The organism is Verrucomicrobiia bacterium, assembly GCA_019634625.1.
Classification (GTDB): Bacteria; Verrucomicrobiota; Verrucomicrobiia; order Limisphaerales; family CAIMTB01; genus CAIMTB01.
In genome coordinates this window covers 150,766-165,222 of record JAHCBA010000009.1, presented here as the reverse complement: position 1 = coordinate 165,222, position 14,457 = coordinate 150,766, and the positions used below count along the sequence as shown (strand labels likewise).

The window sequence follows — 14,457 nt, the reverse complement described above, 5'->3', positions numbered from 1 at the left end:
CCCGGCGCCGCCCTCATGCCTCTCCACCTCCGCCCCTTCCACGCCGTGAAATCCCCCCTCACCCTCCTCCACCTCGCCTGCGCGGCCCTCGCGGCCCTCGCGGCCTCCGCACCGGCCGCCGCCGAAACGGTCGTCCTGCGCGGCGGCATCCTGCACACGGTCTCCGGTCCCACCCTGACCAATGCCCCGCTCGTCCTCCGCCACGGCCTCATCGCCGCCGTGGGCACGGAACCCGCCCAGGCCCCCGATCGCGTGGTCGAACTCAACGGCGCCCATGTCTTCCCCGGCCTGATCGCGCCCCTCACCCTCCTCGGTCTCGTCGAAATCGACGCCGTCCGCGCCACCCGCGACTCCAACGAGGTCGGTGAGTTCACCCCCGACGTGTACGCCTGGCTCGCCGTCAATCCCGACTCCGAACTGATCCCGGTCGCCCGCGCCAACGGCTACACCCATGCCCAGGCCACCCCGTCGGGCGGCCTCGTCGCCGGCCATTCGTCCGTCATCGCCCTTCACGGCTGGACCATCGAGGAAACCGCGGTCCGACGGGTCACGGGTCTGCACGTCGCCTGGCCTCCCTTCGCCCTCAACACCACCCCGCGCTCCGAATCCCCCCAGCCTGACCGCTGGCGCTCGATCGAGGATCAGATCCGGGATCGTGAGCGGCGCCTGCGCGACCTCGACGAGTTCTTCAACGAGGCCGAAGCCTATGCCCGCCGCCGCGCCGCCTCGTCCTTCACCACCGAACGTCCCCGCCTTCCCGGTGAACCCAACCCCCGCCCCGAACCTCCCTCGGATGGTTTCCTCCCCGTGCCCGCCTGGGAAGCCATGCTTCCCGTCCTCCGCGGCGAAATCCCCGTCTTCCTCCACGCCAACGAAATCCGCCAGATCCGGTCCGCCCTCGAATGGGCCGCCCGACGCCATTATCGCGTCGTTCTGGCCGGCGGCCGCGATGCGTGGCGTCTCCCCGACGACCTCGCACGGCAGGGCGTCCCGGTCGCCTTCGATCACGTCTTCACCCTGCCCGCCCGCGACACCGACCCCTACGACGTCCACTTCACCGCCCCCGCGGTCCTCGCCCGGGCCGGGGTGAAGTTCGCCTTCTCCGGAGGAGCCGACCGCTTCGGAGCCTCGAACGTCCGCAATATCCCCTACGCCGCCTCCCATGCGGTGGCCTTCGGTCTTCCCCGCGACGAGGCCCTGCGCGCGCTCACCCTGCACCCCGCGCAGATGCTCGGCCTCGGCGACCGCCTGGGCTCCCTCGAAGCCGGCAAGGACGCCACCCTGTTCGTGGCAGACGCCGACATCCTCGACCTCCGCGCCAACGTGCTTCGCATGTGGATCGCCGGGCGGGAGGTCCCGCTCGAAACCCGCCACACCCGGCTCTACGAGCGCTATCGCGCGAGGTAATACTTCGCCACGTACTCCTGCACCATCCGCCAGGTGGTGTACTTCGGGGCCAGCGTGACCATCGCGTTGCGGATCCGCTTGAGCCACTGCCGCGGAAGCCCGTTGCCGTCCCGGTCGTAATAACAGGGGATCACCTCCTCGGTCAGCACCCGGTACAGGTTCTCCGTGTCCCGCCGGTCCTGTTCCACCACGTCCGCCGGATGCGAATCGTCCCCGATGGCGAATCCGTTCTCGCCGTTCCAGCCCTCGCGCCACCATCCGTCAAGAATGCTGAGATTCAGGCACCCGTGCGTCGTGGTCTTCATCCCGCTGGTGCCGCTGGCCTCGAGGGGACGCCGCGGATTGTTCAACCACACGTCGCAGCCGCTGGTCATCTGCCGCGCGATGTGGATGTCGTAGTTCTCGATGAACACCAGCCGCCCCTTGAGTTCGCTGTGCTTGCTCAGGTGGATGATCTTCTGGATGAACGTCTTCCCCGCGTCGTCCCGCGGATGCGCCTTGCCCGCGAAAATGAACTGCACCGGCCGCTGCGAATCGCGCGTCAGCCCCACGATCTGCTCGAAATGATCGAATATCAGCGGCGCCCGCTTGTATGTCGCAAACCGCCGCGCAAACCCGATGGTCAGCGCATCCGTGCTCAGCAGATGGTCGAACTCGATGAAGTCCCGCTGCGAAATCCGCTGCCCCTGGATCAACAGCCGGCGCCGCGCAAACTCCACCAGCTGCCGCCGCAGCTTGTACCGCAACGACCACAATTCCTCGTCCGTCGTGAACGTCGGGTCCGCCATCCGTTCCCAGAACTCCCCGGAGTTCACCAGCCGCTCCCAGAAATCCGCCGTGCGAAGGTGCGGCGCCGCCGGCCCCGAACTCCCGTTGGCCCGCTCCCAGTCGCAGTACTTGTCGTACCAGAACCTCCGCGCCGTCCCCTTCATCCAACCCGGCAGATGCACGCCGTTGGTCACATGCCCGATCGGCACCTCGTCCGTCGAAGCCCCCGGATACAACCCGCGCCACATCTCCCGGCTGACCGCCCCGTGCAGCTCGCTCACGCCGTTCGCCGCGCGCGATCCCTTCAGCGCCAGCACCGTCATGCAAAACGGCTCCGTCGCGTCATCCGCCTTCACCCGCCCCAGCGCCATCAACTGCTCGTGCGTCAACCCAAGCTGCGTCTGGAACTTGTGCGCCATGTAGGACATCAGCTCCGGACTGAACCGGTCGTGCCCGGCCTCGACCGGCGTGTGCGTGGTGAACACGCAGTGCTCGCGCACCCCCGCCAGCGCCTCGTCGAAACCCATCCCCGCCGCCAGCTTCTCCCGCACCAGTTCCAAAATCAGAAACGCCGCGTGCCCCTCGTTCATGTGGAACACCGACGGCTCGATCCCGAGCGTGCGCAGCAACCGCACCCCGCCCACGCCCAGCAGAATCTCCTGCATGATGCGCGTCGAGTTGTCGCCCCCGTACACACGGCTCGCCATGTTCCGGAAATGCTCCTCGTTCCCGTCCACGTGCGGATCGAGCAGATAGACCGGGCACCGCCCCACATTCACCCGCCACGCCCGGAAATGAACGGTGCTCATCCCCAGCCGCACATGGCAGCGCACCGGCTCCCCCTTCCCATCCACCACCGGCTCGAGCGGCAGGTTCTTCGGGTCCAGCCACGCGTAGTACTCGGTCTGCCAGTTGTTCTGGTCGATCGCCTGCTGGAAGTACCCCTCCCGGTAAAACAGGCTGATCCCCACAAACCCCAGCCCAAGATCGCTCGCCGCCTTCGCGTGGTCCCCGGCCAGCACCCCCAAGCCCCCCGCCGCAATCGGCAGGGTCTCGTGAAACCCGAACTCCGCCGAGAAATACGCCACCGGCCGCTCCGCCAGCTCCGGCGCGTGCTCCTTCGCCCAGGTGTTCGGCTCCGCCAGATACGCGTCGAAGTCCGCCAGCACATCCTTCACCCGCTGCCGGAACGCCGGCTCCATCAGGTGGACCTTCAACTCGTAATCCGACACTTCCCACATCACCGCCACCGCGTTGTGATAAAGGTTCTGCCACGAGCGCGGCGACAGTTCCTGGAACAGATCCTGGGCGTCCTGGTTCCAGGTCCACCACAGGTTGCGCGCCAGCCGGTGCAGACCGGCGCGAAGTTCGGCGAGTTCCGACGAAGACGGGGCTTGTGAGATCATGGGCTTCACACGACGCGCCCTCGGGCGCCACGCCGTGCGCGCAAAACCTAGGGACCCCCGTTTTGCCGCCGCAAACGAAATCTCCACATCGTTTCTATCGACGCCGCGACGCTTCCCTGAAGACCCCGCTCATGGCTCGCGCGTCAGCCGGTACCCCATGGCGTGGTCGTCCCCACGCTCCCGCACCACCACCGTGTGCGTTCCCGATTCGCCCGCCACCAGGTCCAGCGACGCCGCAAAGACCCCGGGCTGGGGATTCAGCAGGTTCCCCCGCGGCCCGTACATCCGCACATGCGGCGTGCCGCTGCCCGATACCCACACCACCCCGATCCGAATCGGCTCCCCAACCACCGCCCCAAATTGGAACACGTCCAGATCCCCCAACGGTAACAGGCCCGTCACCGGCACCCCCGCCGCCAGTTCAACCGCCTCGTCGTTCGGTTCCTGTGCCCCCGGCACCCGCAACAGCGTCAGCCGGTACCCCATCGAATGGTTGTCCCCCACTTCCCGCACCACGAAGGTGTACGTGCCCGCCACCGCCACCTCGAATTCCAGAAACGATACCGTCGCCGCCCCATCCGGATTCACCAGCACCCCGTCCGGTCCGTACACCCGCAGATGCGGTGTCCCCGATCCCGACATCCAACCCAGGTTCACAATCAACCGTTCCCCAACTCCAGCCGCATAGGTGAACACGTCCAGGTCCCCCAACGGCAGCACCCCTTCCACCGACCGCCCGCTCACCAACCCCGCCGCCTCGTCGTTCGGTTCCTGTTCCCCCGGCACCCGCAACAGCGTCAGCCGGTACCCCATCGCATGGTTGTCCCCGACTTCCCGCACGACGAAGAAGTACGTGCCCGCCACCGCCGCCTCGAACTCCAGAAACGACACCGTCGCCGCCCCATCCGGATTCACCAGCACCCCGTCCGGTCCGTACACCCTCAGATGCGGTGTCCCTGATCCCGACATCCAACCCAGGTTCACAATCAGCCGTTCCCCAACTCCAGCCGCATAGGTGAACACGTCCAGGTCCCCCAACGGCAGCACCCCTTCCACCGACCGCCCGCTCACCAACCCCGCCGCCTCGTCGTTCGGTTCCTGTTCCCCCGGGACCCGCACCAGGGTCAGCCGGTACCCCATCGCATGGTTGTCCCCGACTTCCCGCACGACGAAGGTGTACGTGCCCGCCACCGCCGCCTCGAACTCCAGAAACGACACCGTCGCCGCCCCATCCGGATTCACCAGCACCCCGTCCGGTCCGTACACCCGCAGATGCGGTGTCCCTGATCCCGACATCCAACCCAGGTTCACAATCAGCCGTTCCCCAACGCCCGCCGCATAGGTGAATACATCCAGGTCCCCCAACGGCAGCACCCCTTCCACCGACCGCCCGCTCACCAACCCCGCCACCTCGTCGTTCGGCTCCTGGTCCCCCGGGACCCGCACCAGGGTCAGCCGGTACCCCATCGCCTGGTTGTCCCCCACGTCCCGCACGACGAAGGAGTACGTGCCCGCCACCGCCACCTCGAATTCCAGAAACGACACCGTCGCCGCTTCATCCGGATTCACCAGCACCCCGTCCGGTCCGTACACCCGCAGATGCGGCGTCCCCGATCCCGACATCCACCCCACGTTCACGATCAGCCGTTCCCCAACGCCCGCCCCATAGGTGAACACGTCCAGGTCCCCCAACGGCAGCACCCCTTCCACCGACCGCCCGCTCACCAACCCCGCCACCTCGTCGTCCGGCTCCTGGTCCCCCGGCACCCGTACCAGCGTCAGCCGGTACCCCAACGCCTGGTTGTCCCCCACGTCCCGCACCAGGACGTAGTACGTGCCCGCCACCGCCGCCTCGAACTCCAGGAACGACACCGTCGCCGCTCCATCCGGATTCACCAGCACCCCGTCCGGTCCGTACACCCGCAGGTGCGGCGTCCCCGATCCCGACATCCAACCGACATTCGCAAGCAACCGTTCCCCGGCCGCCGCGTCGATCTGGTACCGCCCCACCCCGCCCACTCTCAACGTCGCCACCACACTCCGCCCCGACGCCAGCACCGGCACCAGCGGCTTGCCCAGGAACACCGCCTCGCAATTCGAGATCCCGTCCCCGGCGAAATCCTCGTCGCCGTCCAACACCCCGTTGCCGTCGGTGTCCGGGTTGAACGGATCGAGTTCCAGAACCCGTTCGAGATCGTCGGGCAGACAGTCGCCATCGGCGTCAGGGAAAGCCCCGGTGGCAAACGTGGACACCACCGCCTCCGCCAGCGCATTCCCCGTCAGGTCCCGCACGCTCGGCAACACCCGCACCCGGTACCGCCCGGCGGCAAGCATGTCGGGAACCGTCCACACCGCCGCCTGTTCCAGGGCGCGGTAACTCAACGTCAATCCCGCAGGCACCCTGTCGTCCGGAGTGTCGAATGCCTCATCCGGTCCCGCTCCGACCAGTTCCAACGCCCCGGCCAGCGTGTCCGGATCCACCGGCTTGGTGAAGGTCACCCGCACCGCCGACACCGCCCCGACCCGCGCTCCATCTCCCGGCTGCACCGATCGAACCGCCGGCGGCGTCGGGTCGGGCAGAATCCGCACCGAAACCGGCTCGCTCCATGTCGCGTTGCCCCCGGTGTCAATCGCCCGGGCCCGCACCACCACGACGCGCTCCGGATGCCACGCGGGGACCACCAGCCGGTGCTCGAAGGGAAACGAACCGTCCCGGCCGATCTGCACGCCATCCGCATGGAAGGTCACCTCCCGCACCTGCACATCGTCGGTCACCCGCGCCGTCAACCGCGCCGGGCGTCCCTCGATCCACGCCGGCACCCCGTTCGTGATCACGAAGTCGCCTCCCAACCCGATCGTCGGCGGCACCCCCAGGCGGTCGTACGGCAGATAGTTCAAAACCTGCAATCCCCGCGCCCCATCCGCCACATACCCCAGGCCCCGGTAAATTGCCACCGCCCGCGCCGTCCCCGGCGTCTCGAAGGTGGCCAGCGACCGCGTGGTGTCCGTCGCTTCCCGCACGTCGTACATCGAAACCGCCAGGGTCTGCGTCCCCCCGAAACTCGTGACCGCCAGCAACACCCCGCTCCCGTTCGCCGCCAGCCCGTGCACGGCCGCCTGGGTCACCGGCGGGGTCCCCACCACCCGCGGTGCCATCGGGTCCCGCACATCCACGACCGTAAACCCCGTAAAGTGCCCGACGTATGCCAGCCCATCCCCGACAAACAGCTTGCGCCCCGTCTCCAGCGGCGAGGTCTGACCCGCCACCGCCACCTCCCCCGCCCGCACCGGTGTCCCATCCACCATCCGGTACAGCAACAGCGCCGTCCGCGTGAGGACATGCAGCACATCCCCCTCCAACGCGACCCCATCGACCGCCCCCGGGAACCGCAGCCGCAAACCCGCCTGGCCCGTCTCGAGATCCACACCCACCAAGTCCCCGGAGGACAACCCCACCCACGCCCGCACCGCCTCCAACGCCACCGTCACCGCCGTTCCCCCCAGCGGAACCCGATGCCGCAACCGCGTCCCCAACGGCCCGTTCACATCCACGACGGTCAATCCCGCCGGCCCGTCCGCCACCGCCGCGATGCCCCGCCCCAACGCCACCTCAAGCGCGTTCCCCGGCGTGTCCAGCTCCGCCCAGCGCCGTGGCGCAAACGGATCCGAAACCTCGAATACCGTGATGCCCGCGGTCCCGTTGGCCGTCACCGCCCAGTCGTCCCGCACCGCCACATGCACCGCCACCCCGGTCGCCGGCGCCGACGCAATCACCCCCGTCCGCACCGGCAACCCGTCCAGCGGATCCGTCCCCGCCCGCACTTCCGCCCCGTCCGAAATCCCGTCCCCGTCCGTGTCGGCCAGACCCGGATCCGTCCCGATCACCCACTCCGCCACGTCCGGAAGCCCGTCGCCATCGCTGTCCGCCCGGTCCCCGTACGGCAGCAGCGCCACCGCCGGAAACGTCGTGACGGCTCCGTTCCGCGCACTCACGCCATAGGTCTCGCCGTACAAACCCCGGCGCGGCTCGACCACCGTCAGCCGGTAGTCGAGTTCAGGCCCCAGAATCGCCACAATGTCCTGAACCGCGGTCCCGCGCAGCACCACGTCCCCAACCTCGATGGCGTAATACACCGGCGATGAAACCCGCTGCCCCGCCACCGCCACCAGTTCCCCCAGTCGCAGCGCCACCCCATCCCGCGCCTCCAGCGCCCCGGCCGTCGCGTCGTACAACGCGGCCGTCGATCCCGACAGTCCCGCCGCCACCTCCAACGCCCCCACCAGATCGTCCATCAGCGCCAGGATCACCGCGTCGTCCGGCACCCCAGGCAACCCCGCCAGCGCCCGACCCGTCGCCTGCGCTTCGCCCCCCACCAGCTCCAGCCCGACATCCACCAGGTCCTTCACCAGCCCGACCCCCGCCGTCACTTTCTCCTGCAAATCCTCGGCCCCATGGAAATCCTCCCCCGTCGCCACCGCCGAAGCCGCCCGCATCCCCTGCACCGCCGCCCCGGTCACCACACAGGTCCGCGTCAGCGCGGGACTCGGAGCGCAACCCGCCGGCGGCAGATAGCCCCGGCACACCGAGTCCGCCGTTCCCGCCAGCGCCGTCCCGCAGTTCAGGAACCGGTCCACCACCGTCCCCACCGCCGCCTTCTTCACGCAGTCCAGCAACGCCGCATGCCCATCCACCACCACCTTCGCGCCCACCAGAAAAATACGGAACAGGTTCCGTCCGGTCGCTCCCGGGTGCTCCCGAATCTCCTCGCGGGTCCGGCGCGCCCGCCCCAGCAGATCCGACATCGTCCCCGCCAGCGACATCGCGCAGTCGGCGCCGCTTCGGACCGCCTTCCACGGCAGCCAGCTCGTCGCGCACTCCCCGATCGCCTGCCAGTTCTCCCCGATCGCCGAGAAGGCCACATCCCTCAACGATCGCCGGCACGGATCCGTCACCTCCTCCGATTCACCCGAACCCTCCGAACCTCCCCCGAACCACGATCTCCCGCCCCGGCTCTGGGTCCCCGGACGGGCCCCGTGCCACCCCGGCTGCCGCACCCCAACCCCAGGATCCGTGTCCACATGCCGGCCGTCCGCCGTCACCGTCATCGACCCCTGGATCTCCCAGCGCCCCGTGTCGTGATTGAAACTCCAGAGCGCGGTCGGGGCCCCCGGCGGCAACACCTCGCCAGTCACCGGGTCCGGCAAATTCGGGAACCGCACCGGCACCGGCGCATCGAAGTTCAGCGGCCCGTCGGTCTGGATGGTGATCACCAGCGGAAACGCCAGCCCCGCCGGCAACGGCTCCGGCAACCGGTCGGACGCCACCGGCGCAATGCCCACCCGCCCCCCGCGCGTGCCGTCATTCGCGAACAGCCCGTTCGCCGGAACCCGGATCGACACCCCCTCCAGCGCCGGATTCGCCGCCAGCACGTCCGCCGGAAAGGTGATCGCCGTCTCCTCCATGGCGCTCACCGTCACCAGGCTGCCCGCCGCAATCCGCGGCAGGTAGATCTCCCCGTTCCCGTTCGCCAGATTCGTCCGGCCCGGCTGCGCTTCCCACGCCTTCCCCACAAACGGGTAGTACGCCCCCGTCGGCCAGGCGCTCCCCTCCGCCGTCCGCCCATCCACCGTCACGAAGAATCGCCCCGACGGACTCGGGTCCAGCCGGAACCACCCCTCCGCATCCGTCGTCGCCCGGATCGTCTCCTCCGCCCCGTCCACCGAGATCGTCACCCCGGACAACGGCCGGTTCGTCATGCCCCCATTCCCGTCCGGCACCAGCTCCGACGCCAGCACCCGTCCCACTACGACCGTTCCCGGAAGCGTCTGCGTCCCCAACGTCCCGAACTCGAAGGCCACCACCCCGTCAGCACCCCGGAGACCGCCCCAGTCGGGTTCCCGCCCCCGCTCATCCCGCAACCCCGCCGCATCCCACCGCACCTGCACCCGTGCATTCGCCGGCAACGGCTCCAGATAAAACAACGACACCGTCCGCCGATCCCGCGACACCTCCACCCGCGACAACAGCCGCCGTCCGCCGAACGACGCCGTCAATTCCGTCGCCCCCACCGTCGTCCCCTCCGCCAGGGCGCCGTCGAACCGGAAGATCGTCTCCCGCGTCAACGCCACCCCCTCCTCGCCCGGCGCCGGCGACACCTCGACCCACCGCGTCCCCCCAACGACCAGGCCCCGAAAATAACCCGCGCCCGCCCCCGTCCGCTCGACCTCGAACGACAGCGTCCCGTCCGCCCCCGCACGCTCCGTGGCGATCGGCACATCGATCCTCTCGACCGTCTCGCCCCACAACAGCACCACCTCCGCCCCCGGAGACGCCGCCGCCACCAGGTTCAACGTGCCCGCCAGGCCCGGTCGCACCTCCACAAACCGCAGCCAATCCCCGTCGCCGGTTCCCTGGGCTCCCGCCCGCGACACCCCCACCAGACACGCCACCCACAACGCCAGCATGCCGGCAATCTGGGAAAGACCTCGGGGACATCTCCCCACACGGACGAACCGCATCGACGCAAACATCGGAACCAGAGTCGTCGCCCGAATCCCGGAAAACCAACTCATTCCAGGCCATCCCAGGACATCTGGCAGGTTCCCCTTCAATCGGGTCCGGAAACCCGCAGGGTTTCCCAGAGATTAGCCGGGGGTCGAACCCGGCTCCGAGGGTTCGACCCCCGGTCAGAAGTCCCACCCCGCCCACGACCCCGCCAGGGGTCGCAGCACCCATCCGTGGGGTCCGAGCAGGCTCGACGCTCCCGCCTCCCCCCACACCACCGCCCAACCACTCGATCAACTCACCCGGCGAGGTTCCCTTCCGGATGCCCGAGTTCCTTCACCCCCCCACCTCCTTTGCGTCTTCGCGTCTTCGCGTGAGCACCAGGCGTCGCGGTGCACCCTTCGATCGAACCGCCTTGCCGGATTCTCCCGCCAGGCATGCCAAACGGCCCGATTCCCAGGATTGATCCACGCCGAAGTCCGAGCGGCTCTCGAAAAGCGGCGCATCCCACGTTCTCGGAACTCCTGGAACTCGCCCAAACCACCCCGCGCACGACTCGTACTCAGCCCGAAGGGCGGTACTCGTACTCGTCATCGTCCTCGACCTCGAACCCGCAGGCACACCGTTTCAGTGTCGCCTCATGACTGATCCGATGGGTTCGATCCTGTTTGCACCTCCCATTCCGCATGCGAACAGGGCAGGACGATTACGATTACGATTACGATTACGAGTACGAGTACGATTACGATTACGAGTGCGAGTACGAGTGCGAGGCCTGCTGCAAAAGTCTGAAATGCGCTGGTAGGGCGGGGACGTGGAGGGGGGCAGACGCTGGGTCGGATTCTGTTGGGTGTGCACGCTTCAGCGTGTCGGGGGCGGATTGGGGAGGCTCACGCTGAAGCGTGCACACCCAACGGTCCCTCCGATCCCACCCCTTCCGCTTCACTCCGGAGGGACGAGCTCCGCGAGTCCTCAACCCAACGCTCCACGCCGTTGCGGCCTCGTGGAACTCGGCCCTCCGAATTCACCCCTCCTTCACCCCGGCCCGTCACTTCCCGCCGAGATACTGCTGCAACGTGTCCCGATACCCCCGGCTCATCGTCAGCTTGCTCCCGTCGTGCAGGATCACCACGTACTCCCCATGAAACATCGGCTGCATCTCCCGCACCCGGTCGATGTTGACGATCGTCGACCGCGCAATCCGGATGAACCGGCGCGGATCGATCCGGCCCTCGAAATTCGACAGCGTATCCCGCACCAGGTGCGCCTCGCGCCCGACATGCACCTTCACGTAGTTGTCCTGCGCCTCCAGCCAGTCGATGTCCGCCGGCCGCAGAAAGATCACCCGCCCGTCCACCTTCAGCGCCAGCCGGTCCGGACCCGGCTTGTCCGAACGTTCCTTGTCCCTGTCCTTGTCCTTGTCCTTCTCCGCCTCCAACGAGGCCAGCAACGCGTCGATCCGCTCCGTCAATCCCGCCGGCGACGAAGCCCGCAACCGCTCCCGCGCCCGCCCCAGCGCCTCCCGCAACCGGTCCCGGTCGAACGGCTTCAACAGGTAATCCAGCGCGTGCACCTCGAACGCCTTCACCGCGAACTCATCGAAGGCCGTCACGAATATCACCTCCGGCATCCGGTCGGCCTTGATCTGCCCCAGCACCCCGAACCCGTCCAGCTCCGGCATCTGGATGTCCAGAAACACCACGTCCGGATTCTGCTTCCGGATCGCCTGCAACGCCTCCTTCCCGTCGCCGCACTCGGCCACGATCTCCACATCGGATTCCTTGGCCAGCATCGCCCGCAACCGGTCCCGGGCCAATGGTTCGTCGTCCACCAGAATGACGCGCATAAGTACGCTGGCGAGTCTGCCGCCAAGGCATCGCCCCCTGCAAGACTTCCCCGTCACCCCTTCCCTCCCGCCCAATCCCCCACACGGCATTTGCATGATGCCCCATCGTCTGACACTAAAAGGCCAGCACCATGAAGCATCGCATCGGTCGCCTCTCCCACTTCGCCGCGTGGATCCTCGCCAGCGCCCTCCTCGTCACCCCCGCCGCCCCCGCCGCCGAGCCGCTCTTCCAGGAAGACTTCTCCCAGCGCGACCTCGGTGAAGTCCCCGACGACTACATCGTCATCGCCGGCTACTCCATGGCCGTCCGTGAACTCGACGGCAACCGCTTCCTCGAAATCCCCGAGGCCCCGGTCGAATCCTACGGCCTGATGTTCGGACCCGCCCGCCGCGAGGATTGGAGCGCCCAGGCCCGCTTCTACGGCACCCGCCTCGGCCGCAAATTCCCCGCTTTCGGCATCAGCCTCAACACCGTCAACGGCTACCGCCTCCAGGTCGCCCCCGCCAAACGCGCCCTCGAAATCCTCAAGGGCGACCTCGTCCAGACCAGCATCCCCTTCGAGTGGCAAAGCGGCTCCTGGACCCATCTCCGCATCCAGCTTCGCAAAACCGGCGACGCCACCTGGACGGTCAGCGGCCGGGCCTGGACCGAAGGCACCCCCGAACCCGACACCTGGCACATCGAATGGGAGGAAACCACCGCCCCCATCCCCGGCCGCGCCATCGTCTGGGGCATGCCCTTCTCCGGCACCCCCATCCGCGTGGACGACATCAGGATCTTCCCGCTCGCCCATTGACCACCCCCATGCCCCCCTCCGGCATCCGGACACTGGCCCTGTCCTCCCTGCTCGCCCTCCTCGTCCTGCGCCCCGCCACCGCCGTCGCCGACGCCGTCCACCTCCAGCTCCGCATCCCTGAAGCCGTCACCCACGTCATCGGCGATCCCATCCCCCTCCTCTGGCGCTTCGAGAACCGCGGACCCGATCCCCTCGGCTTCATGTGGGAAGGCTGCTGCCGCCTCAACGGCCAGCTCGTCGCCCGCGCCGCCGAAGGCACCCTCCCCGCCACCCCGCCCGTCCAGGCCCTCGCCCACATGTTCGCCCGCGCCGACCGCCTCGACCCCGGCACCCCGAAGGAATACGACACCCTCGTCTCCGACTGGGTCGTCCTCCGCGCCTCCGGCACCTACTCCCTGCAAGGCACCTATCGCGGCGTCCTCCCCACCCAGTCGCCCATCGTCCCCCGCGGCCTCGGCCTCTGGCGCGATCAGGCCGTCAGCCAACCCATCTCCCTCACCGTCCTCGACGTCCCCGATTACCTCGCCCAACGCGACGCCCAGGCCGCAGCCCGCGGCATCCGCCTCATCGCCCGCGGTCCCGATCGCCTTCACCCCCTTCAGCCCGCCACGCTCCATCTCCGGTTCGAAAACACCGGCCCCTCGCCCCAATCCTTCCTCTGGCCGGTGGACAACGCCCTCTGGGTCCTCAACGACCGCGACGAACGCGTCGCCCCCATGGCCGTCCCTCTCGGCTCCGTGAGCCCCGTTACCCTCCCGCCCGGTGGCCACACCGACTTCGAATTCTCCCTCGCCGCCGACCGCTTCGAAGACCAGCCCCTCGGCCGCTACCGCTGGTTCATCGATCTCCCCGCCGCCGGCCCCGGCCAGCCCCGCGTCCCCTCCAACCTCGTCCCGCTCACCTGGCAACTCGGCCCCCCCGAAGTCGAACAACTCCTGGTCGCCGCCGCCCGCGGCGCCGGCACCGGCGCCCGCAACGCGCCTCTCCGGCTCCTCCGCATCTACCTCGCCGACATCGGCCCCAAGCTCGCCCAACTGGACCTCTCCACCCTCGAACCCGACGTCGCCACCCTCGCCCAACGCCTCTCCCAGGCCGCCCAGCTCAAGCCCATCGCCCCCCATCCCGGCGCCGTCGATCTCATCCTCGCCGTCCCCCCGTCCGGCCCTGTCCGCTGGACCGACCCGCGCATCGCCACCGTCGCCGCCGCCGGCGGTCCAAGCCTCGCCGCCCAGGCCGGACTCCTCGTCCATCTCCGTCGCCACCTCGGCTGGGAACTGCGCCTCGCCCTCGAACCCGGCTCCGCCACCCCGCTCGGACAACTCCGCGCCGTCGCCCGCGCCGTCGAACCCCTGGCCCGCGACTGGGCCGCCCCACCCGCCGTCCCCCTCCCCACCGGTTCCACCAACGAACCCGCCCGCCTCACCTTCCCCGATCCCGCCACCTCCGCCCTGCTCCCCATCCTCCGCCTTCGACCCGGCCAGGCCGAATGGTCCGACGACGGACTCGCCTTCCGCCCCTGGACCCCACCCGCCGATCCCGCGACCGATCCCACCGCCTCCCGCCCCTCGGGACCCCCGCCCCGCATCCGGATCCTCTCCCCCCCCGCCCTTCCCTGGCACCAACTCCTCGCCACCCTCCGCCCCCTCCTCGAACCCGCCGCCCATTTCGAGTGGACCCCCGATCCCGGCCCCACCGCCCCCCGGTGATTGACGCCGCCCGCCCCCCTCG

General features: G+C 68.9%; 7 protein-coding genes. 4 read left to right on the top strand and 3 right to left on the bottom strand.

The features are described 5' to 3' along the window. Positions 1–45: 45 nt before the first annotated feature. Positions 46–1,407, top strand: coding sequence for an amidohydrolase family protein (locus KF833_07815; protein ID MBX3745203.1), 1,362 nt, complete (start codon positions 46–48; stop codon positions 1,405–1,407). Here the strand turns inward: KF833_07815 and glgP are convergent. Further along, complete coding sequence (gene glgP, locus KF833_07810; GenBank protein MBX3745202.1) at positions 1,392–3,581, bottom strand: alpha-glucan family phosphorylase; 2,190 nt, start codon at positions 3,579–3,581, stop codon at positions 1,392–1,394. The genes KF833_07815 and glgP overlap by 16 nt on opposite strands. A gap of 129 nt (positions 3,582–3,710) precedes the next feature. Further along, complete coding sequence (locus tag KF833_07805) at positions 3,711–10,154, bottom strand: Ig-like domain-containing protein (protein MBX3745201.1); 6,444 nt, start codon at positions 10,152–10,154, stop codon at positions 3,711–3,713. A gap of 618 nt (positions 10,155–10,772) precedes the next feature. On the opposite strand from KF833_07805, the gene KF833_07800 reads away from it, so the two are divergent. Then, a complete protein-coding gene (locus tag KF833_07800; protein ID MBX3745200.1) occupies positions 10,773–10,985 on the top strand; it encodes a hypothetical protein in 213 nt (70 codons plus the stop codon). Between the two features lie 149 nt (positions 10,986–11,134). On the opposite strand, the gene KF833_07795 is transcribed toward KF833_07800, so the two are convergent. Further along, complete coding sequence (locus KF833_07795; protein MBX3745199.1) at positions 11,135–11,932, bottom strand: response regulator transcription factor; 798 nt, start codon at positions 11,930–11,932, stop codon at positions 11,135–11,137. A gap of 131 nt (positions 11,933–12,063) precedes the next feature. On the opposite strand from KF833_07795, the gene KF833_07790 reads away from it, so the two are divergent. Further along, a complete protein-coding gene (locus KF833_07790; protein ID MBX3745198.1) occupies positions 12,064–12,729 on the top strand; it encodes a hypothetical protein in 666 nt (221 codons plus the stop codon). 8 nt (positions 12,730–12,737) lie between these two features. After that, entirely contained in the window at positions 12,738–14,435 is a 1,698-nt protein-coding gene (locus tag KF833_07785; protein ID MBX3745197.1) for a hypothetical protein, read from the top strand. Positions 14,436–14,457 lie beyond the last annotated feature (22 nt).